Annotated in this window: 22 protein-coding genes and 1 tRNA gene; 16 read left to right on the forward strand and 7 right to left on the reverse strand. The window is 67.0% G+C overall.

The genetic code is table 11. The features are described 5' to 3' along the window. The first annotated feature begins 19 nt into the window (after window positions 1-19). The 6 genes from I1A62_RS38385 (at window position 20) to I1A62_RS38410 (ending at window position 5,863) form a co-directional block, all read left to right on the forward strand. Window positions 20-1,513 (forward strand): S1C family serine protease, encoded by a 1,494-nt coding sequence (locus I1A62_RS38385; RefSeq protein ID WP_219457503.1) that lies wholly within the window; start codon window positions 20-22, stop codon window positions 1,511-1,513. Then, the gene (locus I1A62_RS38390; protein WP_005567398.1) at window positions 1,513-2,073 is read left to right on the forward strand and encodes a molybdenum cofactor biosynthesis protein B; all 561 of its coding nucleotides are present in this window, start codon (window positions 1,513-1,515) and stop codon (window positions 2,071-2,073) included. Before I1A62_RS38385 ends, I1A62_RS38390 begins: the two co-directional genes overlap by 1 nt. A gap of 665 nt (window positions 2,074-2,738) precedes the next feature. Then, window positions 2,739-3,422 (forward strand): MspA family porin, encoded by a 684-nt coding sequence (locus tag I1A62_RS38395; protein ID WP_219457505.1) that lies wholly within the window; start codon window positions 2,739-2,741, stop codon window positions 3,420-3,422. A 72-nt stretch (window positions 3,423-3,494) separates the two neighbouring features. Then, window positions 3,495-4,178, forward strand: a complete 684-nt coding sequence (locus I1A62_RS38400) for an MspA family porin (RefSeq protein WP_219457507.1) — start codon at window positions 3,495-3,497, stop codon at window positions 4,176-4,178. Between the two features lie 245 nt (window positions 4,179-4,423). Beyond that, window positions 4,424-5,107: an MspA family porin gene (locus I1A62_RS38405; protein ID WP_219457505.1), complete on the forward strand. Its 684-nt coding sequence runs from the start codon at window positions 4,424-4,426 to the stop codon at window positions 5,105-5,107. Between the two features lie 72 nt (window positions 5,108-5,179). Further along, window positions 5,180-5,863 (forward strand): MspA family porin, encoded by a 684-nt coding sequence (locus I1A62_RS38410; protein ID WP_219457508.1) that lies wholly within the window; start codon window positions 5,180-5,182, stop codon window positions 5,861-5,863. 68 nt (window positions 5,864-5,931) lie between these two features. On the opposite strand, the gene mscL is transcribed toward I1A62_RS38410, so the two are convergent. The 4 genes from mscL to I1A62_RS38430 all read right to left on the reverse strand — a co-directional run bounded on the left by mscL (window position 5,932) and on the right by I1A62_RS38430 (window position 8,273). Next, on the reverse strand, window positions 5,932-6,399 hold the full coding sequence (mscL, locus tag I1A62_RS38415; protein ID WP_087559978.1) for a large conductance mechanosensitive channel protein MscL: 468 nt from the start codon (window positions 6,397-6,399) through the stop codon (window positions 5,932-5,934). Window positions 6,400-6,472: 73 nt separating this feature from the next. After that, window positions 6,473-7,186 carry an SAF domain-containing protein gene (locus I1A62_RS38420; RefSeq protein ID WP_219457510.1) on the reverse strand — a complete coding sequence of 238 codons (714 nt, stop codon included), beginning with the start codon at window positions 7,184-7,186 and terminating at the stop codon, window positions 6,473-6,475. A gap of 97 nt (window positions 7,187-7,283) precedes the next feature. After that, complete coding sequence (locus I1A62_RS38425) at window positions 7,284-7,592, reverse strand: FmdB family zinc ribbon protein (RefSeq protein WP_015889437.1); 309 nt, start codon at window positions 7,590-7,592, stop codon at window positions 7,284-7,286. A 105-nt stretch (window positions 7,593-7,697) separates the two neighbouring features. After that, window positions 7,698-8,273: a 5-formyltetrahydrofolate cyclo-ligase gene (locus tag I1A62_RS38430; RefSeq protein ID WP_219457511.1), complete on the reverse strand. Its 576-nt coding sequence runs from the start codon at window positions 8,271-8,273 to the stop codon at window positions 7,698-7,700. A gap of 105 nt (window positions 8,274-8,378) precedes the next feature. On the opposite strand from I1A62_RS38430, the gene I1A62_RS38435 reads away from it, so the two are divergent. The 8 genes from I1A62_RS38435 to I1A62_RS38470 all read left to right on the forward strand — a co-directional run bounded on the left by I1A62_RS38435 (window position 8,379) and on the right by I1A62_RS38470 (window position 15,444). Continuing rightward, complete coding sequence (locus tag I1A62_RS38435; protein ID WP_124389238.1) at window positions 8,379-9,299, forward strand: UTP--glucose-1-phosphate uridylyltransferase; 921 nt, start codon at window positions 8,379-8,381, stop codon at window positions 9,297-9,299. Between the two features lie 19 nt (window positions 9,300-9,318). After that, the gene (glp, locus tag I1A62_RS38440; protein WP_015889440.1) at window positions 9,319-10,578 is read left to right on the forward strand and encodes a gephyrin-like molybdotransferase Glp; all 1,260 of its coding nucleotides are present in this window, start codon (window positions 9,319-9,321) and stop codon (window positions 10,576-10,578) included. A 45-nt stretch (window positions 10,579-10,623) separates the two neighbouring features. Beyond that, window positions 10,624-11,259, forward strand: coding sequence for a GNAT family N-acetyltransferase (locus I1A62_RS38445; RefSeq protein ID WP_124389239.1), 636 nt, complete (start codon window positions 10,624-10,626; stop codon window positions 11,257-11,259). Window positions 11,260-11,580: 321 nt separating this feature from the next. Beyond that, window positions 11,581-12,321 (forward strand): gephyrin-like molybdotransferase receptor GlpR, encoded by a 741-nt coding sequence (gene glpR, locus I1A62_RS38450; protein WP_095861226.1) that lies wholly within the window; start codon window positions 11,581-11,583, stop codon window positions 12,319-12,321. A 97-nt stretch (window positions 12,322-12,418) separates the two neighbouring features. Next, a tRNA-Ala gene (locus I1A62_RS38455) sits at window positions 12,419-12,494 on the forward strand. Between the two features lie 558 nt (window positions 12,495-13,052). Beyond that, window positions 13,053-13,928, forward strand: coding sequence for a cell surface protein (locus tag I1A62_RS38460; RefSeq protein WP_257890992.1), 876 nt, complete (start codon window positions 13,053-13,055; stop codon window positions 13,926-13,928). A 2-nt stretch (window positions 13,929-13,930) separates the two neighbouring features. Continuing rightward, complete coding sequence (locus tag I1A62_RS38465; RefSeq protein ID WP_087559986.1) at window positions 13,931-14,431, forward strand: ImmA/IrrE family metallo-endopeptidase; 501 nt, start codon at window positions 13,931-13,933, stop codon at window positions 14,429-14,431. After that, window positions 14,431-15,444 (forward strand): hypothetical protein, encoded by a 1,014-nt coding sequence (locus I1A62_RS38470; protein WP_219457515.1) that lies wholly within the window; start codon window positions 14,431-14,433, stop codon window positions 15,442-15,444. Before I1A62_RS38465 ends, I1A62_RS38470 begins: the two co-directional genes overlap by 1 nt. 22 nt (window positions 15,445-15,466) lie before the next feature. Here I1A62_RS38470 and I1A62_RS38475 read toward each other — a convergent pair whose 3' ends face one another. Together I1A62_RS38475 and I1A62_RS38480 are read right to left on the reverse strand one after the other, a co-directional pair. After that, window positions 15,467-16,885 carry a glucose-6-phosphate dehydrogenase (NADP(+)) gene (locus I1A62_RS38475; protein WP_219457517.1) on the reverse strand — a complete coding sequence of 473 codons (1,419 nt, stop codon included), beginning with the start codon at window positions 16,883-16,885 and terminating at the stop codon, window positions 15,467-15,469. Window positions 16,886-17,018: 133 nt separating this feature from the next. Further along, a complete protein-coding gene (locus tag I1A62_RS38480) occupies window positions 17,019-17,435 on the reverse strand; it encodes a helix-turn-helix domain-containing protein (RefSeq protein WP_087559989.1) in 417 nt (138 codons plus the stop codon). 457 nt (window positions 17,436-17,892) lie between these two features. Here I1A62_RS38480 and I1A62_RS38485 point away from each other — a divergent pair, with 457 nt between their 5' ends. After that, a complete protein-coding gene (locus I1A62_RS38485; RefSeq protein WP_124389243.1) occupies window positions 17,893-18,222 on the forward strand; it encodes a hypothetical protein in 330 nt (109 codons plus the stop codon). A 140-nt stretch (window positions 18,223-18,362) separates the two neighbouring features. Then, a complete protein-coding gene (locus I1A62_RS38490; protein ID WP_124389244.1) occupies window positions 18,363-19,202 on the forward strand; it encodes an SDR family oxidoreductase in 840 nt (279 codons plus the stop codon). A gap of 3 nt (window positions 19,203-19,205) precedes the next feature. On the opposite strand, the gene I1A62_RS38495 is transcribed toward I1A62_RS38490, so the two are convergent. After that, window positions 19,206-21,224 carry an ABC transporter ATP-binding protein gene (locus I1A62_RS38495; RefSeq protein WP_219457518.1) on the reverse strand — a complete coding sequence of 673 codons (2,019 nt, stop codon included), beginning with the start codon at window positions 21,222-21,224 and terminating at the stop codon, window positions 19,206-19,208. Window positions 21,225-21,249 lie beyond the last annotated feature (25 nt).

Consider the following 21,249-nt stretch of genomic DNA (forward strand, 5'->3'; position numbering starts at 1 on the left):
GGGAGATGGAAGTGATGCGATGACCGAGGATCGAAACAGCCACGACGGCGACAGCCGCGAGAACGCCGGTGGCGACCGGGGCGGGCGCCCCGACCAGCCGGCCAACCCACAGCCGCAGCCGCCGACGCAGGGGTACCACCCGACCGAGCAGTTCCCGACCACTCCGCACAACGCGGCGGGCGGTCCGGCGGGGCAGCAGGCCTACGGCGCCGGGTACCCCCAGGGCAATCCGTACGGTCCGCCGCCCCAGCCCACCCAGCAGTTCGGGCACCCCCAGCACGGGGCTCCGGGACATCCGGGTGCCCAGCATGCGGCCGGGCAGCCCGGGACGCCTCAGGGCCCGTTCCCCGGCCTGCAGGGGCCCGGACAGGCCGGAGCGGGATCGACCGTAACCGCGACGAAGCGTCCCGCGCGCACGGCGATCGTGGTGGGCGCCGTGGCGCTCGCCCTCGTGAGCGGCGGCATCGGTGGCGTCGTCGGTTCCCTGGCGACGGATCGCAACGGCAGCGGCGCCGCGGTGACCAACTCCCTCGACGCCCCCAAGAACAACACCGCGACCCCGGCCGCGAATGCACCGGCGGGGTCGGTGCAGGCGGTCGCGAACAAGGTGGTCCCGAGCGTCGTCCAGATCGAGGTTGCGACGGCAGGCGGTTCCGGTGGCGAGGGGTCCGGCATCGTCATCTCGTCCGACGGCATGATCCTCACCAACAATCACGTCGCGGGCGCGGCCGCCAAGGGCGGCAAGCTGACGGTCGCGTTCTCGGACGGCAGCACGGCCGACGCCAAGCTGGTCGGTGCCGACCCGGTATCAGACCTCGCGGTCATCAAGGTGGACGGCAAGACGAACCTCACTCCGATCGAGCTGGGCACATCGGGCAACGTGCAGGTCGGACAGCAGGTCGTCGCGATCGGTTCGCCTCTCGGCCTCGCCGGGACCGTCACCGAAGGCATCATCTCGGCGCTCAACCGCCCGGTGTCCACCAGCGGTGAGTCCGGCAACCAGAACACCGTCATCGATGCCCTGCAGACGGATGCGGCGATCAACCCGGGCAACTCCGGCGGCGCCCTCGTCAACATGGACGGTCAGCTGATCGGCATCAACACCGCCATCGCGAGCATCGGCGGTTCCGGCGCGGGCGAGCAGAGCGGCTCCATCGGTCTCGGCTTCGCGATCCCGGTCGACCAGGCCCGGCGCATCGCGGACGAGTTGGTCAAGACGGGCAAGGCCACCCAGGCCGTCATCGGGATCCAGGTCCCGTCGCAGGACGCTGCGAACGGTGCCACCGTCGTCGAGGTCACGTCGGGCAGCCCGGCGGAGAAGGCGGGAATTCCTAAGGGCTCGGTGATCACCAAGGTCGACGACCGGGTCATCACCAGCGGCGACGCGCTCATCGCCGCCATTCGATCGCACGCACCGGGAGACAACGTGTCCATCACCTACACCGACGGGAACGGGTCGAATTCCAAGACCGTCGACGTCACGCTCGGAACCGCCGAACAGGGCGGCCGCTGATGAACACGGGGATTCTCGGGCAGGTCGAGTCCGTTCTGAACGGGGCCACTACGGTAGGGACCATGGACATCGAAGCCTCGCTGGCCGGCCGCGCGCTGGTGGTAATCGTCGACGACCGCACCGCTCACGGTGACGGCAAGGACTCCATCGGGCCTCTGGTGACGGAACTGCTGAACGAGGCCGGCTTCATCGTCGACGCCATCGTCGCGGTGGCGGCCGACGAGGTGGAGATCCGCAACGCGCTCAACACCGCCGTCATCGGCGGCGTCGACCTCGTCGTCTCCGTCGGCGGCACCGGCGTGTCGCCCCGCGACGTCGCCCCCGACGTCACCGCCGAGGTCCTCGACCGCGAGATTCCGGGAATCTCGGAGGCCCTCCGGTCTTCGGGTCTCGCCGCCGGTTCGCTGGACGCCGGCCTCTCCCGCGGGCTCGCCGGTGTGTCCGGCAGCACACTCGTGGTAAACCTCGCGTCCTCGCGCGCCGCGGTCCGGGACGGCATGGCCACCCTGACGCCGCTCGCGGCGCACGTGATTTCCGAATTGTCCGGTCTGGAAGGCTGAGACGATTTCTCGTTCCGACGAACCGGGTTCGCACAGCGAGCCCGACGAGCAGGCAGTTCCGAGCCGGGCCCCGATCGACAGGGCCCGGCTCGAGCGCATCTTCGGGGACGTCTTCCCCGACACCACCGCGGACGAACGCGAACCCGACGAGGCGTCTCAGCATGTGGACAGACGCAGCGAGTCCGAGGAGTGGCTTCGGCGTCAGGTTCCTCCCCACCATGGGTGAATGTGTGATTGAAATCTGGATGAATCTAAGTGTTGTCTGCAGTAACGGAAAAACTCGCGCTCGGAAAGTCACTGGTACGGCCGCTTTCATTCACGCGATTCCAAAGCGGGGCTACCCGTAGGTAACGTTTCGTTTTCAACTTTGTGAGACACATCACAATTGCGTCACAGGCTGATCACGTTGCCCAGGTTCTTAGCTCAGGTTAATGTCCCTGACGAGTCAGTACGAAGATGGAGGGCGGGGCGTGGTGCCACGTCGTCGCCCGGACGGGCCTCTGAGTGAGGTTTGTCTCTAGTGTCGAAATTCCGGCAACTGGTCGTCTGCAGTTAACTCTGCGGACACCTTTGCTGCGAATACTGCGCTGGGCCCGAAATGGACCACTCCTCAGCTTCGATCGTCGGGGCTGGGAACCTGCACGAAATCCTGATGAGGGGAACGAATGAGCGAGAACCGCAAGTCCGGCCTGCGCCGTGGCGCCCGTATTGCAGGCCTGGGTGCTGCTGCGGCTGTTGCACTCGGTTTGATGTCTACCGGTGCGGCGAGCGCGGATACTTTCATCCCGCTGCCTGATGGTTCGAAGGCCGGTCCGAATGTGACGGTGACGCGTACCGCGGAGAGCGCTCTGTCGTCGCCGTCGTTGGCTGCCAATGGCGCCGGTCGTGTGGCGTGGGTGTCGGGAACTGTGACTGCTGATGTCAAGGGCATCAAGGAGGTCACCGAGGTTCCGGACGCGAATGCCACGACGAACAATGCGGGTACCTACAACGGTACGAATGCGACGACGACGCATGGTGTTTCGCGGGTGTCGACCGGGTACATCGTGGGTTGCCAGGTGGACATCACCGGTCTGTCGGCGAGCCCGTCGTTCTCTGCGGATCTGTCTTCGTTGACGCCGAGCCTGGGGCTGTCGGTTCCGTTGAACTCGGGTGAGGTCAAGTACGTGCCGATCGCGGCGAAGGACATCAAGAAGGACGGCGTGTACGCGCTGCAGTACCAGGATGCGGAGCTGCAGGTTCAGAAGTGCGGTGGATTCGCGCAGGCTCGGTCGTACTCGGTCGTGGAGATCGTGGGTAACGACTACTCGAAGACCGTTCTGTACGGTGCGCCGTTCAGCATCGGCTGATTTCGGTCTCTTTCGCAGTTCTTCCCACCCACTTTCTCGCGTGCGCGAGGTTTCTATCCCTGAGAGGGAACAATGATCATCAACCGTAAGAACGGTGTGCGTCTGGCCGCGGTCGGTGCCGCTGCTGCCGCGACCATGGGCTTCTTCTCCGTCGGTGCGGCGAATGCCGACACGTTCGTTCCGCTGCCCGGTGGTTCGATCACGCAGACGTTGGCTGACGGCACCGTGGTGACGGTGAACCTGACGGACGAGAGTGCGAACATTTCGCCGTCGATGGGTTCGACGCCGTTGCACCGCAACGTCTGGGTCAACGGCAAGGCCGCGGTCACGCTGGACGGTGCCGGCGCCAAGGGTGCCACCATTACCCCCGGTTACATCCTCGCCTGCCAGGTCGACTTCGGCGCCAAGGGTGACGCCGGCGCCAGCAGCAAGATGACCATCGATGACGAGAGCGGCAACCTTGTGTCCGGCCCGTTGGCCGGCAAGAGCAGCGGTGCCATCACCCTGGGCCCCGGCCAGGCCAAGAACGTCACCATTCTCGACCTCGAGAAGAAGGACGCCTACGGCGGAGAGTCGCACACCGGCGGTAACAAGTTCACGGGCAAGACCGGATCGGTCACCTGGGCCGACTCGACCCTCGGCGTGAGCGGCTGCGCGGGCTACGCCCAGGCGCGCAGCTACGTCAAGGTCGCGGTCAGCACCGACAACGTGAGCAGCAACGTCACCCTGTGGGGACAGCCCTTCAGCATCGGCTGATTGTCTTCTCCATAAACAAGTAGGAAATACCCCGGAATCGGGGCGCGGGAATACCCGCGCCCCGATTTTTGGCGTTCAAAATTCGCTATTACAAGTAAATAACGCTCCTTTATGTACGGTAACGCTTACGTAAATGCGCCCTTCTGGATATTACGTTTCGGACTCGAATGCTCTAACTTTGGACCTCGCTAGGTGGTGGGACTTTCTCCGACGGTCGGAGCAGCCACGCCTGATGAGGGGAACGAATGAGCGAGAACCGCAAGTCCGGCCTGCGCCGTGGCGCCCGTATTGCAGGCCTGGGTGCTGCTGCGGCTGTTGCACTCGGTTTGATGTCTACCGGTGCGGCGAGCGCGGATACTTTCATCCCGCTGCCTGATGGTTCGAAGGCCGGTCCGAATGTGACGGTGACGCGTACCGCGGAGAGCGCTCTGTCGTCGCCGTCGTTGGCTGCCAATGGCGCCGGTCGTGTGGCGTGGGTGTCGGGAACTGTGACTGCTGATGTCAAGGGCATCAAGGAGGTCACCGAGGTTCCGGACGCGAATGCCACGACGAACAATGCGGGTACCTACAACGGTACGAATGCGACGACGACGCATGGTGTTTCGCGGGTGTCGACCGGGTACATCGTGGGTTGCCAGGTGGACATCACCGGTCTGTCGGCGAGCCCGTCGTTCTCTGCGGATCTGTCTTCGTTGACGCCGAGCCTGGGGCTGTCGGTTCCGTTGAACTCGGGTGAGGTCAAGTACGTGCCGATCGCGGCGAAGGACATCAAGAAGGACGGCGTGTACGCGCTGCAGTACCAGGATGCGGAGCTGCAGGTTCAGAAGTGCGGTGGATTCGCGCAGGCTCGGTCGTACTCGGTCGTGGAGATCGTGGGTAACGACTACTCGAAGACCGTTCTGTACGGTGCGCCGTTCAGCATCGGCTGATTTCGGTCTCTTTCGCAGTTCTTCCCACCCACTTTCTCGCGTGCGCGAGGTTTCTATCCCTGAGAGGGAACAATGATCATCAACCGTAAGAACGGTGTGCGTCTGGCCGCGGTCGGTGCCGCTGCTGCCGCGACCATGGGCTTCTTCTCCGTCGGTGCGGCGAATGCCGACACGTTCGTTCCGCTGCCCGGTGGTTCGATCACGCAGACGTTGGCTGACGGCACCGTGGTGACGGTGAACCTGACGGACGAGAGTGCGAACATTTCGCCGTCGATGGGTTCGACGCCGTTGCACCGCAACGTCTGGGTCAACGGCAAGGCCGCAGTTCACCTGGAAGGCGCCGGAGCGACCGGTGCGGACATCCAGCCCGGCTACGTGCTTGCGTGCCAGGTCGACTTCGGTGCAGAAGCCGGCGCGGGCGTCGACTCGGGGAACCTCGCGGACCTCGTGACCGGGGCCGCCACGTCCATTCCCGTTACGCCCAGCGGCGGTGGTGCCGTAACCCTCGGCCCCGGTGAGGCGGTCAGCGTCGACATCCTCGACCTCGAGGCGGCCGACGCCTACGGCGGAGAGTCGCACTCGGCATACAACAGCTTCGAGGGTACCGACGGTTCGGTCTCCTGGGCCGACTCGACGCTCGGCGTGAGCGGCTGCGCCGGCTACGCGCAGGCGCGGTCGTATGTGAACGTGTCTGTGGAGACGGACAACGTGAGCAGCACCGTCACGCTGTGGGGACAGCCCTTCAGCCTCGGCTGATATTCGTTCCACGCATGACTCCGGGCCCGTGCAAGCAGCTGCTGCACGGGCCCGGAGTCGTCGAAACGCTATTCGCGGGTCTGCTCGAGCTTGGCGGCCTTCTCCGCCGGCATGGCGTGCGCTCCGTCGGAACTCGCTGCGGCCCCGTCGGTTTGGAGGCTCGCTTCGAGGATGTCGCGGATCTGGATCAGCAGGTCGGCCTCGCTGGCCTTCTTGTCTGCGGGTTCGGTGATGAACCGCTTCTTCGCGGCGTTGGCCGGGACGATGAGAATGAAGTACACGACCGCGGCGATGATCACGAAGTTGATCACGGCCGTGATGACGGCACCGATGTTGATGAAGGTGGCCGGGTTGTCGGCGATAATCTGATAACCCCAACCCAGGTCGTTGGCGCCGCCGGCAACGGCGATCAACGGATTGATCACGTTGTTGGTGAACGATGTGACGATGGCGGTGAACGCGGCTCCGACTACGACCGCGACGGCGAGGTCGAGGACGTTCCCCCGGAGCAGGAAGTCCTTGAATCCCTTGAGCATGTCGACGTCTCCTCGAGTGGGTGGCAAGTCATCCAGCACTGTCTCCCGGAAAAGCCTAGATCAGCGTGGCGGGTCACTGAAAGGTCACGGTGATCGCGCTCGTGAGGGATGCCGCGGCCACCGTCGTGGCGTCCGAGGTCGGAAGCGCCAGCATCACCACCCGTTCGCGCTGGTCACGTCCGTTCTCGGACGGAGTCACCAGCACGACGACGGCACGGGACGCCAGGACGGTGGCTCCGGACCGCCGGTCCGGATTCGCTGGTGTGCCGGGATCGACTGTCAGCACGTCGACGCGATCGCCCTCACGGAGGAGTTCCGTGACGGCGGGGTCGGCGAGCCGGACGGGGACGATCCGTGCGTCGTCCATGCCCGCTGCGGCAGCGGCCAGACGGGGGCCCATTACCCGGACGTCGGTGAGGGCTTCACCGGCGCGGGTCGGTCCGGCGAGGGTGCGTCCGTTTACGTCCGCCAGAGCGGTGACAGCCCCGTCGGGGAGGCTCCCGGCCTCGAATTCGACCAGGTCCACGTCGGCGTCCGTGAGGACGACTCCGGGTTGCAGATCACGTGCGGCCACCACGACCGCGGAGCGGCCAGAGCCAGGATCCCCGCGGGCGAGGAGGGCCAGCGCGAGGCAGACGAGCGCGGCGGCCAGGACGCGTCTGGCGGCGAGGGTGCGGGCCCAGCCGGGATGGGTGAGATCCGACAGCCGGTCGGCCCACGACGGGCTCAGGCTGCGGTGTGCGCGGTTCGACCGGTGGTGACCGGTCTGGGCGGGGTCGAACGACATGGTTCGACGCTAGGAGAACGGCAGGCCCGTAGGTACGCGGAACGGGCCCGCCTGTGGATGGACGAGAAGTTGTGGATAACTCGCGAAAGCGCGAGAACTAGCTGGCAGCAGCCTTGGCCGGTGCGGCGGTCGCGGTGCTCGTGGAGCTGGACGAGGCCGTCGACGAACTTTCCGACTTGGCAGCGGGAGCAGAGTCGGTCTTGGCCGGCTCGCTGGCCGCTCCGGACGTCCCGCGGCTGTCGGTGCGGTAGAAACCGCTGCCCTTGAAGACGATGCCGACGGAGTTGAACAGCTTGCGCAGCTTGCCCGAGCATGCGGGGCAGACGGTCAGGGAGTTATCGCTGAACGACTGGACGATGTCGAAACGGTTGTCGCATTCCGTGCACGCATATGAATAAGTGGGCACTGGGTTCCTCCGCACTGTGTAGTCAAACCGCAGGTTTTAGCACTCTACAGTCGACAGTGCCAACAACGCTAATCAGGGAACTATTCCGGGCCCCGTGTGCCCTCGCTATTCGCCGAGCGCGACGAGTCCCGAGCCGGGCGTGAGGGCCCATCCCATACGCACGTCGTGGGGATCCTCCGGCAGTTCGGGCACCAGTTCCTCGTCGCGGACCATCGTGATCAGCCGCGCGCCGGGGGCGGCGAACCCGAGGGTCCGGTCGTAGAAGCCCGCGCCGCGGCCGAGTCGCACGCCCCGCCGATCGACGGCCAGGGCGGGAACGAAAATGGTGTCGGCCGAACGGATCTCGCCGGGTTCGTGTACCGGTCCGGTGGGTTCGCGCAGGCCGTAACTCGCGTCGGCGAGACCGTCCGCGCCCGTGAACTCGGACCAGTAGAGCGGGCCGGGACCGCGGGTGACGGGCACGAGGACGCGTCCGGCGACCCGCCGGAGCGCGTCGAGGAAGTCCAGCGACCCCGGCTCGAGCGCGGTGGGAACATAGGCGCAGACGGTCGATCCGCCTGCGACTTCCTGTGTGACGAGCGCGACGACCGCCTGGTCCTCGGCTTCGCGGAGTTCGGGGGTCAGCGCACGCCGCCCGGTGAGCACCAGTTGCCGCCACTCGTCCTTCGTTCGTGCGTGCATGCCCCAACCTTAGAGCCGGCCGGAGAGCGTCTCCGACGGGTTCCGGGAGGTAGCTGACAGGATCTTGGTGACTGACTGGTAGGTCCGCACAGTTAAGGTGTGGGCATGACAGACGCCGCCCCGCACACCGCCACTGCCTTTCGCACGGCTGTCGTGCCCGCAGCGGGAATGGGGACGCGATTCCTCCCCGCGACGAAGACCGTGCCGAAAGAGCTGCTCCCGGTCGTGGATACCCCAGGTATCGAACTCGTGGCCGGAGAAGCCGCCGATTCGGGTGCCGGCCGGCTCGTGATCGTCACGTCGCCCGGTAAGGACGGAGTGGTCGCCCACTTCGTCGAGGACCTCGTCCTCGAGAGCAAGCTCGAGGCCAGCGGCAAGTACCACCTGCTCGAAAAGGTGCGCAAGGCTCCCGGCCTGCTCGAGGTGGAGTCCGTCGTCCAGGACCAGCCCCTCGGCCTCGGCCACGCGGTCGGCTGCGCGGAGTCGGTCCTCGACGACGACGAGGACGCCATTGCCGTGCTCCTCCCGGACGACCTGGTGATGCCGCGCGGTGTGCTCGAGACGATGTCCCGGGTCCGCCGCAAGCGCGGCGGCACCGTCCTCTGCGCCATCGACGTCCCCAAGGACCAGGTGAGCGCGTACGGCGTCTTCGAGGTCGAAACGGTGCCCGACGCCACGAACCCGGACGTCCTCAAGGTCACCGGCATGGTCGAGAAGCCGGCCATCGAGGACGCGCCGTCCACGTTCGCGGCCGCCGGTCGCTACCTCCTCGACCGGGCGATCTTCGACGCGCTGCGGCGGATCGAACCCGGCGCCGGCGGCGAGCTCCAGCTCACCGACGCCATCGCCCTCCTCATCAAGGAAGGCCACCCCGTTCACGTCGTCGTGCACCGAGGCACGAGACACGATCTCGGAAATCCCGGCGGCTACCTCCGTGCTGCGGTTGACTTTGCGTTGGACATGGAAGAGTACGGCCCGTCGTTGCGCGAATGGCTGATCGACCGATTGAAGCGGACGGAATCCTAGAAGCTCGGGAGGCAAGAACTTGCGGTCGGTCGAGGAGCAACAGACGATCGTGACCGCGGCCGCGGTGGCGCCGCGGCCGGTCCGTGTGGCGATCTCCGAAGCCCAGGGGCTGCTGTGTGCCGAAGAAGTGGTCACCGAGCGGCCGCTTCCCGGGTTCGACCAGGCCGCCATCGACGGTTACGCCGTCCGTAGCGTCGACGTCCAGGCTGCCGGAACCGACATCCGGGACGACGAGGGTGCGCCCGTGGAACTGTCCCTTCCCGTGGTCGGCGAGGTCACGGCCGGTTCACGGCAGCCGATCCGGCTGCAGCCCCGTCAGGCCGTCAAGGTCGACACGGGCGCTCCGCTGCCGACGCTCGCCGACGCCGTCCTCCCGCTCGACCGCACCGACGGCGGCCGGGCCCGCGTCAAGATCTACAAACCGGTGCGCTCCGGCGACTACGTGCGCCGCGCAGGCGACGACGTGCAGCCCGGCGACGTCGCCGTCCGGGCAGGCACCATCATCGGCGCCGCTCAGGTCGGGTTGCTGGCCGCGGTGGGTCGCGACAAGGTGCTCGTCCATCCTCGTCCCCGGCTGTCCGTCATCTCGGTAGGTGGCGAACTCGTCGACGTCGACCGCACCCCGGGACCCGGTCAGGTCTACGACGTCAACTCCTACGCGCTGGCCGCCGCCGCCCGCGACGCCGGCGCCGACGTCAACCGGGTCGGTATCGCGAACGCCGACGCGCGCCGTCTGCGTGAGGTGGTGGAGGGTCAGCTGATCCGGTCCGAGATCGTCGTCATCGCGGGTGCGGTCGGCGGCGGCGCATCCGAGGACGTGCGGGACGCGCTCGCCGATCTCGGCAACCTCGAGGTCGACCGGGTCGCGATGCATCCGGGATCGGTCCAGGGATTCGGCCAGCTCGGCCGGGACGAGGTTCCGACGTTCCTCCTCCCGTCCAATCCGGTGAGCGCCCTGGTCGTGTTCGAGGTGATGGTGCGCCCGCTGATCCGCATCGCACTGGGTCGCAGGCAGCCGATGCGCCGCGTCGTCACCGCCCGCACCGTCGCACCCATCACGTCGATCGAGAACCGCAAGGGTTTTCTCCGTGGTCAGCTCATGCGCGACGAGGCCACGGGGGAATACCTCGTCCAAGCTCTCGGCGGGGCGCCGGGCGCGTCCTCGCACCTGCTCGCCACGCTGGCGGAGGCCAACTGCCTCGTCCTCATCGAACCCGAGATCACCGAGGTGCGGACGGGTGACCAGGTGGACGTGGCATTCCTGGCGCAGCGTGGCTGATGACACAGTGCGAGACGAGATGACACAGCATCGGCGTGAGACGAGATGACACAGCATCCCGGTTGGCCGCCGCATCTCGGGCCCCTGCGGGTGAAGGGTGGCGTCGTCACCGTGCGCGCCATCAGGCTGCGTGACGCCTCCGCGTGGAGCCGTCTGCGCACCCGCGACCGCGCGCACCTCGAACCGTGGGAGCCGACGGGGGAGGCGCCCTGGGAAGCGCGCCATCATATTTCGGGATGGCCCGGACTGTGCAGCAGTCTGCGTTCGGAGGCGCGGAAGGGCCGGATGCTGCCGATGGCCATCGAACTCGACGGCAATTTCTGTGGCCAGATCACGATCGGCAACGTGGTGCGGGGTGCGCTGCGGTCCGCGTGGATCGGATACTGGGTGGCCAGCGACGTCAATGGGCTCGGCGTGGCCACCGGTGCGCTCGCGCTGGGACTCGATCACGCCTTCGGCCCAGTGGGTCTGCACCGCGTGGAGGCCACTGTGCGTCCGGAGAACCTGGCGAGCCAGGCGGTGCTCCGCAACGTCGGCTTCCGTGAGGAAGGTCTGCTCGCGCGTTATCTGGACGTCGACGGGCAGTGGCGCGACCACATTCTGGTCGGCATGACCGTCGAGGACGTGCCCGGCACCGTCGCGGATTCGCTCGTGCGGAGTGGCAAAGCCACCTGGGCGTGACCGCCGGCGCCGTCTGGGCGTGACCGGGTGAATCCACCCGAATATGTCCGCCGAATCGGACATGGACAAACGTCCAGCTACGTGGCAGTTATTTCACGGTATCAAAGCTCCCCGACCGGGTCTCCGCTTTCGGTGAGTCTTTGCCCGATCGTTTCCTTCGTCTGTCCGGGGCATGCCGAGCACCACATTTTCGCGTTACGCATGTGACACCTGAGTATGGTGAGATCGGCGCGTCTGCGAAGATGTGCGTGTTCATGCGGTTAGCCTGGATGGGTCAACAGCGGTATCCATGCTGGTAGACGATTGGGAGGAGGTCGCCGAATGCCGAACTCGTTTCTCTGGATCGGGCTCGTCGTCGTGTGGCTCTTCGTCCTGGTCCCAATGCTGGTGAACAACCGCCCCCGAATTCGGCAAACCAGTGACGCAGCACTCGCGACGCGCGTGCTGCACCGCGGCGACGAACGTCCCGTGCAGCGTGGACCCGCGGCAGGGCACCGCAGCGACCCGTACTGGCAACCGGAACCGGACCACTACGGCTACGACGCGGAGGACCTTGTGGACACTCACGCAGAGGAAGACGATTTCGACGGTGAGCGGGCCCCGGTCGGCGAGTACGTGCCGGTACGCCGGGGACGCGGCGGCTTCGATCCCGAGGCCGACGCGATCGCGCGCGAGGCACGCTACGGGTTTCGGCAGCGATCGCTTCTCGGGCTGGTATTCGCGACGATCATGTCGGCGGCGCTCGGCCTGATCATCTCTCCGCTGATGTGGTGGGCGTTCGCGGCCGGCGTGGCCGGTCTCGTCGCCTACATGGCGTACCTGCGCCGGCAGGTCCAGATCGAGCAGGAGATCCGTCGGCGGCGGACCGCGCGTCTCAATCGCTCGCGGCTGGGTGTCGAGTCCCGGAGCGACGACGAACTCCGGCTCATCCCTGCCCGGTTGCGTCGTCCGGGCGCCGTCGTCCTCGAGGTGGACGACGAGGATCCCGAATTCGATCATCTCGAGCACTTCGACGACGAGCCGATGCAGCAGGCGACGATGCGCCGGGCTGCCGGTGAGTAGTCCTCGGATCCGGGCCGAAAGCCACGTCGGTGCAGGCGATTCGCTCCCTCCGCGGGTTGCCTGCTAGAGTTTGCCGAGCGGATCGCAGGATCCGCGCGGGGCTGTGGCGCAGTTGGTAGCGCGCTTCGTTCGCATCGAAGAGGTCAGGGGTTCGATTCCCCTCAGCTCCACCACAGAAGAGGCACTCACTCCATCCGGAGAGAGTGCCTCTTCTGCGTTCCGGCCCAGGTGAGTGCCGTCGTCGGGGGTTCGGGGTTCCTGGCATTCCGGTCCAAATTTGCCAAAAGGTAACTGAATGCTGTGTACTGTCCGTAGGTCATCAAGGGGTCGATCGCACGGGGTGGAAATACATGCAGGCAATGCGCAAGATCTCGAAGTTTCTCGAGCCGGCGACAGTGGTCGCGACCATCACCGCGACGATGTTGCTGGTGAACGTTCTGTGAACTCCCGCCGGCGTGACGGCGTCGCGAAGACCCTGACCGATCAGCACCTCCAGGCGGTAACGCCGAGCCCGTAGGGGTTCACCGAAGCTGCTCGAGTCCCACCTGGCTCGGGCACCGCTGGTGGTGCCGGTTCCCCGACACCGGCACCACCAGCACCTCCGCTCGATTCGCTCGTTACCATGACAGCGGCGATGTCGCCGTGAACGTGGTGTCGTGTCGTGAATACGAGGGGGGTGCATGGTGAGCGCGCGTCGTGTCTTGCGAAGGCTGACCGTGGTCGGGTTGGCTGTGGCCTTCTTGTCCGGGCTCGCCTGGATCACTGTGTCGGCGTTCCCGTCCGACGCCGTCGCGGGCCCCCAGTACCACGAATGCGACGGCGGTCGCTGCGAAGGCGGTTCCACCGGGTCTCCCGGCGGCGGCAAGCCCGATCATCCCCATCCACCGTGCGAGAGCCGGCGCGGATGCGGTGGCGGAGAGCCCAGCGAGACACAGGAACCCAGCGAGACGGCCGAGCCCACCAAGCCATCCGAGACGGCCGAGCCCACCAAGCCGTCCGAGACCGGGGAGCCGTCCGGGACCACGGAACCGTCCGAGACCGTCGAACCCACGGAAACGTCGACCCCTTCGACGTCCCGAGTCGTGGTCGCGCCGCCCGGTCCGATCCAGTTGCCGCCCCCGGCCGAACCGAAGGTCCTGCGTCCGGACACGTCCGGAGGCGACGATTCCGGTGACGTGGGTTCCGGAGACGTAGGTTCCGACTCTGCTGCCGCGCCGGGCCCCGAGAGTCCTGCCGCACCCCCGGCTTCCGGGGGAGCCTCGGCAGGAGGGTTCGGTCCCGGCGCCGCGGCAGGCCCGGGTGCGAGCGGTTCCACGGATTCCGCGCCCCAGGACCGGCCCGCGGGGGAGACCCCCGGCAGCGACGCTCGGGCGCCCGGCGCGCAGGCGCCTGCCCAGGGCGATCCGGATGCCGCGCCGCCGGGAATGGTGCCGGTGGTCCACAGTGAGCCGTTGCCCGCGATCACCGTTCTCGGTGGGGTCGGCGTGCTGCTGTGCTGCGCCGGCGGAGCGGGTGCGCTGACATTCCAGGGTGCTCGCGCACAACAGGCGCGCATCGCGGCCGCTCGGGCGGAATTCTTCCCGCCCGCTTCGAATGGAGGGGTGTAGTCGTGGGGGCGAACAGATCTCATCGTCGGGTGGCGGCGGCTGTGGACGCGGTGTGTGACGCGGCGGCCAGAGCCGAGGCGGTGACGCTCCGGCACGTGGTGGACGCGGTGGCCCGTGAACGGCAGCGTTCCATCGAACTCGATTTCACGAAGCCGATGGCACCCGGGGTCTGCGGCCAGCGGCGTGCCTACCCGGACCGGGACGTGATCGTGCTGGCGCCGGGCCTGCCGGACCTCGACCGCACGCTCGCGCACGAGTTGGGTCACATCGTGTTTCGGCACGAGGGCGCAGAGATCGTGGCCGCGACCCTCGAGGCCGGCGACGATCTGATCGCCTACATGCTCAGCCAGCGGTCGAGGCGGCGGGGAGACGAACAGCCGTCCGACGAGGTGGCGGAGTGGGAGGCCGAGACGTTCGCGTCGATGCTGCTCATCCGCTTGAAGACGATGCAGGGGCGCGGTACTCCCGTGTCCGTGCTCCGGTACGACGAGGCGATCGGCTGATGGGCTGGCTGATTGCGCTGGTCGTGTGGACGGCGGCGGGTGCCCGGATCGGCCGGGTCGCCGCGCGTCAGCCGACGCCGCTGCGGGTGGCGATGGTAGTGGCCGTGTCCAGCGCGGCAATCGCGTCGACGCTGGCCGTTCCGGACGTCGCCGGTCGCCTCGACACCCTGGCCCCGACGGCCGGCCTGTCGGAGATCGTCCTCGAACTGGCATGGACGCTGTTCGCCGCCGCGAGCGCGGTCGGCGCGGTCTCCGTGTGGCCGATACTCCCGCGTGCGGCGCTACGTGCGGTTGCCGTGATCGTCTACACCGTCGCCCTCGTGCTCGGAATCGGGCTTGCCGGTGGAGTTCCCGTTCCCGCGCTCGTGTTCATCGTGATCGCGCTGACCGCGGTGGTCGTGACCGGCGGCAGGCACGTCGCGTGGACCGCGCTCGGCCGGGGAATCTCGCTGATCGTCGTCGGATCCGCGACGGTCCTCGTGGCAGCGGTCGTGGGACTGGTGCGTGAGCTGTCGGGGCAGATGTGGTTCGTCGGCTCCTCGCCTGCGTACACCGTCGCGGCCGTGATCGTGTCGGTCGGCACCGTCTGGGTGCTCGTCGAAACCTGGCTGCGCGCACGGCAGGACCTGCGCCGCATGGACACTCTGCATTCGGTGCTCGTCACCCGGTTCCCCGAAGTGGTCGAGGGCGACGGCAAGGGCAGCACGACCGTTCTGCGCGCCTCCGACGCCGTCGCCCATGTCATGGACGCGCTGTACCTGCAGGCGGGTGCCGGCATGCTCGACGCGGACGAACAGCAACTTCCGGAATCGACGGCCGAGCGCGCCGAGATTCTCGCGCGCTGGATCCACGACCCGGTCGCCTCGGACGTCCTCGACACCGAATGGATCGCGCCGCCTCAGGGCATGTCGCCGCGCCGATGGGTCCTCGAACTCGCGGATGCGTACACCGAGTTCGGCACGTCGGCCCCGGCTCCCGCGCGGGCGGACACCGCGGATTCGACCGCGGAGTAGCCGGAGCGGCCCGTGACGCCGGTCAGTCCGGAGAACCGGTGACGAGCCACCCGCAGGGCGCGGCGAGGTCCTCGGCCTCGGGCGGTCCCATGGATCCGGCGGGGTACGGCTTGGCCGGGGGAGGGTCACGCAGGAGCGCGTCGGCGACGGTCCAGACGTGGGCCAGGCCGTCGGGGCGCGTGAACAGCGACCGGTCGCCGTGCAGGACGTCGAGGATGAGCCGCGAATAGGGTGCGAGGGCGTGGCCGAGCGGCACCGTGTCGAGGGGCAGCCCCAGGTGGCCCACCGACAGGCTGTCGTCGGGGCCGGGTTCCTTGACGACCATGGCGATGTCGATCTCGCCGTCGCCCTTCAGATCGAAGGTCAGGACTGCGCCGTCCGGTGGAATGTCGGTGAGCGGGCCCTGCGGACTGCGGAAGACCAGGCTGACCCGCTGCTTGCTGACGCCCAGCATCTTTCCGGTGCGGAGGAGGAACGGCACTCCCCGCCAGCGGTCCGTGTCGACCCACAACCGGGCGGCGACGAACGTCTCCGTCGTGGAATCGTCCGCGACACCGTCGACGTCGCGGTACCCCTCGTACTGGCCGAGCACCACGTCGGCGGTATCGAGGGGACGGAACGTCCCGATCACGGATTCCCGGGCCGATTGGAGATCGTCGGCGCCCAACGTCTCCGGCGGTTCCATCGCGATCTCGGCGGCGACCTGGAACAGGTGCGTCACCAGCATGTCCAGGACGGCGCCGGTGGCGTCGTAGAACCGGGCGCGGTCGTCGATGTCGAGTGTCTCGGGCACGTCGATCTGTATCTGCTCGACGTGCTCCCGGTTCCAGACGCCCTCGATCATCCCGTTGGCGAAGCGCAGGATGTGCAGGTTCTGGGTGCTCTCCTTGCCGAGGAAGTGGTCGATCCGATAGATCTGCTTCTCGTCGAGGACGTGGTGCACGGCTTCGTCGAGTTCGGTGAACGCCTCCTGGGAAGTCCCGAACGGCTTCTCGTACACGACGCGTGCGCCGCGGGCCAGATCGTGAGCGCCGAGCGCACGGGTGGTCTCGGCGAACGTGCTCGGCGGCAGCGCCAGGTAGTGCACCAACTGTGCATCGGCCGCGCCGAGGTCCTGCCGCGCCTGCTGCACGGCCGTGGGGAGTGTTCCCGGGTTGTCGGGAGTGAACCCGCCGCCGGCGAATCTCAGCCGCCGGGCGAACGGTTCCCAGTCGGCGTCGTCGTGCGGCACTCCGAACTCGTTCACGACGTCGTGCACGTGGTCGCGGAACTGATCGTCGGAGACGTTGCCGCGCCCGGTGCCGATCAGCATCCACTCGGAGTTCAGAAGCCCCGACAGGGCGAGCTGGAAGAAGGCGGGGAGGACCATGCGTTTGGACAGGTCTCCGGTGGCACCGAAGAGGACGAAGATCGTGGGACCGAGCTGCGGTCTGTCAACCATTGCTCCATCATGCGCCACCGAGGCACGCCGGGCAGGGCAATCCGGCGGTGTCGTCGGGCCCGCGTCCGTGAGTCCTACATAGATCTCCGAAGCGATCTCCCGCGAACTCGTTGCCGCCCAACGGCTTTCGTCGTCAGCGGGACGCGTCCGGCGGAACCTCCGGCAACCCCTCGCTGGCGCGGAGTTTCTCGGCCATCGTCGTGAGCAGATTCTGCGATTCTTCGGAGAGGTCGAACGCGCGGCTGGAGAGCTTGCGGAGTCCGTATCCCTGGAGTTGCGAGAGAAGCTCGAGATCGTGGTCGATCTTCGCGGCGTAGATGTCGTTGAAGAAGTAGTCGGGCTTCACCTTGAAGAAGCGGGCGAATGCCGCGACCGTCTCGTCGGAGGGATTGGTGCGTTGTCCCGATCGGAGCTGGGAGATGTAGGGCTTCGAGATCTGATGCCCGTCCTCGATCAGCGCCGCCGCGACCTCGGCGTTGGTATGCGGTTTACGTCCCGGAGGGTGGACCGTGTCGAAAAGCTTGTTCAACCGCGCAGCAAAATCTGCCATTGTGAGCCGCCGGGTCCTCTCTCGTGCGCGCGTCAGTCGTGTGAACGACACCGTACCACGATGATAACCGATTGATAACTCACGGACATAGAGGCAAAACCCCGTTCGTTCGAGCGAGGTTTATCTCATATATGTTTCAATCATCGCGCGCCGCCCGCTCGGGAATCGTCGGCTTTTCGGGCGCTCTCTGTGCTCGTCACGCACGTTCTACCGTTGAAAGTTCAAGGGCGGCGTCGGTGCGGGCCGGGATGTGCTCGCGTCGGCATCCGCGGTCGAGGGTGTGGCCGCGTGGTTGCCGTTTCAATCACTGAGAGTTTGCTGGCACCGTCGCAGGGGTGTGCGCCGTGAGGCGGGAGTGTCCATCGCCCCTGTTCAGGGCCGAAGTGTTGCGTTGCGCATCGCAACGACCAGAGGTCGCTCGCGGCCCGCGGGGCTTGGTGAACACTACTGTGAACCGGTGCCTTCTGCACGGGCGGCGGGCCGCGCGCCGTCGATCCAGCTCTCGGCCGCCGCGAATGACTGGCGGCCCCACCTCGGCAATCTGGACGATAGTCCAGATCAGGTGGGGTTCTGCAGCCGCGGCAGACCTCCGAGTCTGGTCAAAACCGAAGCCGTCAGGGATGATTGTGATATGGAACACAGAATGAGTGACGCCGAGCTTCGGAAGGCGATTCGAGTTCTGCGCGAGCGCGCCGACGACGCCCGGCACCGAGGAAACGACGACGACGCCAATGGGATCGAGAGGACGATTCGTACTTATCAGGAAGAAATGACCCAGCGGTTGTGAACCGTCACGAACCGGCCCGCCGCGGGCCGGTTCGCGTCGCTTCCGGGCAATTGCGCCGCCGCAGTTGCGTGCGCGCAATCAGATTGCGTGCGTAGACTTCCAGCCGACACGGATCGGTGACGACGGGGGCGCACACGGCTATGGCGATCAAGACGCTGGACGGCAAGAAGTGCCTGATCACGGGTGCAGGTAGCGGAATCGGGCAGGCAACCGCCCTGGCCGCCGCGGCGGAGGGCGCCGAACTGTTCCTCACCGACATCAACGAAGTCGGCCTGGCGCAGACGGTCGAGCAGGTCGGCAGCGGTGGGGGCACCGTGAGTTTCTCGCGTGCGCTCGACGTGTCCGACTACGACGCGGTTACCGCATTCGCCGCCGACGTCCACGAACAGTTCGGCAGCCTCGACGTCGTGATGAATGTCGCCGGCATCTCCGCGTGGGGGACGGTCGAAAATCTCGAACACCGTCACTGGAAGTCCATGGTGGACGTCAATCTGATGGGTCCGATCCACATCATCGAGAGTTTCGTGCCTCCGATGGTGCGGGCGGGACGCGGCGGACACCTGGTCAACGTCTCTTCGGCCGCCGGGCTCCTGGCACTTCCGTGGCATGCGGCGTACAGCGCAAGCAAATTCGGGCTCCGCGGAGTCTCCGAGGTCCTGCGGTTCGACCTCAAACGGCACGGCATCGGCGTGAGCCTCGTGGTTCCCGGCGCGGTGAAGACACCGCTCGTCGGCACCGTCGAGATCGCGGGCGTCGACCGTGACGATCCGCGCATCCGGAAGGCGATCCACCGCTTCGAGAAGCGGGCCGTCACGCCCGAAAAGGTGGCGTCCTGCATCATCGCCGGCGTCAAGAAGGACCGGTACCTGGTGTACACGTCGCCGGACATCCGGTTCGGCTACTGGTGGGCCCGCAAGTTCTCGCCGCCGTACGACTTCGTGATGCAGCGGGCGAACGACCAGTTCAGCAAGTTCCTGTAGCGGCTACGCCTCGCCGGCGCGGAGCACGGTGCCGTCGGTGAATCGGACGCCGTCGGTGCACCGGCACTCGACCTGCCCGGCGCCGAACTGTTCGGCGTGGAGGCGTGCGTACAACCCTTGCCGCGCAATGAGTTCGGTGTGCGTGCCGCGTTCGATCAAGGTTCCTTCGTCGATCACGAAGATCACGTCGGCGTGCTGGATCGTGGACAGCCGGTGGGCGATCGCGAGGGTGGTGCGTCCGCGCATCACCTCTGCGAGGGCGCGCTGGACGAGTCGCTCTGAGACCGTGTCGAGTGCGGACGTCGCCTCGTCGAGGATCAGTACGCGAGGATTCTTCAGCAGCACCCGGGCGATGGCCAGGCGCTGCTTCTCGCCGCCGGAGAGGCGGAATCCTCGTTCCCCGACCAGGGTGCCGTAGCCGTCGTCGAATCCGAGGATGCGGTCGTGGATGTTGGCGGCTGCGGCGGCCGCCTGCAATTCGGTATCCGCCGCGTCCGGTTTGGCGTACCGAAGGTTGTCGGCGATCGAGGCGTGGAACAGGTACGGGTCCTGGGTGACCATCCCGACCGCGTCGGCGAGTGAACTCATGGTCAGGTCGCGCACGTCGTGGCCGTCGACGAGGACGGCGCCGCTGTCCACCTCGTAGAGGCGCGGCACGAGGTAGCAGAGCGTGGTCTTGCCTGCGCCGGACGGTCCGACGAACGCGGCGAGCTGACCGGGTTCGATCTCCAGTGACGTGCCTGCGACCGCCCAGCGCCTGCTGCGACGTTCCGCCGGTGCGGTGTCGGGTATCGCCGCGGCCGGGAACCGAGACGCGACGGTCGTGACGCCACGCATGCCGCCGCCCCCACCGCCGCGGCCCAGGCTGCGCAGAGCCACCGGGTCGGGATCCGCGGTGGCCAGCCGCACGGGCGCGGGGTACGCGAAATACACGTCGTCCAGTGCCACCCGACCGGGGGAGTCCGCGGGCAGTTCGACCGCGTCCGGCCGGTTCATGATCGCGGGTTGCAGGTCGAGGTACTCGAAGATGCGGCGGAACAACGCCATCGACGTCTGGACGTCGAGGGTGACCCGCATCAGCGAGACCAACGGCTGCAGCAACCTGGCCTGCAGCGTCGAGAACGCGACGAGCGTGCCCGCCGAGAGCGCCGCGGACCCGCCGCTGACGAGATACCCGGCCAGCAGGTAGACGAGGGCGGGCGTGATCGCCATGAACGAGCTCACGACGGCGAAGAAGCCCTGCCCCGTCATGGCTTGGCGCACCTGAAGTTCCGTCTGCCGGGCGTTCTCGGTCCGATACCGGTCGAGTTCGGTGTCGGCCTGGTTGAACACCTTCGTCAGCAGCACACCCGACACGCTCAGTGCTTCCTCGGTGATCGCGGTCATGTCCGACAACGACTCCTGCGTCTTGCGCGCCAGCACCCGCCGCCGGGCGCCGACCCGCCGCTGCAGGTAGACGAAACCGGGGAGCAACGCGACCGCGAGCAGCGTCAACTGCCACGACAGCAGCAGCATCGCGACGAGCGACGCCGTGACGGTGACGACGTTCGAGAGGATGCTCGACGCCGTGGACGTGAGGACGGACCGGACGCCTCCGACGTCGTTGGCCAGACGTGACTGGATCGAGCCGGTCTTTGTGGAGGTGAAGAAGGCCAGTTCCATCTTCTCGAGATGGGCGAACAGGCGTTCCCGGAGATCCGCCATCGACAGGTTGCCGACCTTGGTGGTGAGGTAACTCTGGCCGACGCCGATCACCGAACCCGCCAGCGTCACCACGATCATGGCCACCACCAGCCACAGCAGCAGCGTCAGATGCACGCCGCTGCCGTCGGTGGGGAACAGTGCGCGGTCGAACACGGCTTTCGTGAGGAAGGGATTCACGATGCCGAGCAGCGACGAGACGACGATCGCGGCCGCGACGAGTGCCAGCCATCCGCGGTAGGGGCGCAGGAGCGCCCAGATGCGGGGGAGCAGCGAAGGCTCGAGCGCCTGCTGTGTGGATACGGGACCGGTCGCGGACATGTCCCCATCGTGCCCACCGAGCGGA

It is taken from the genome of Rhodococcus sp. USK10, assembly GCF_019378875.1.
Lineage (GTDB): Bacteria > Actinomycetota > Actinomycetes > Mycobacteriales > Mycobacteriaceae > Rhodococcus_F > Rhodococcus_F pseudokoreensis.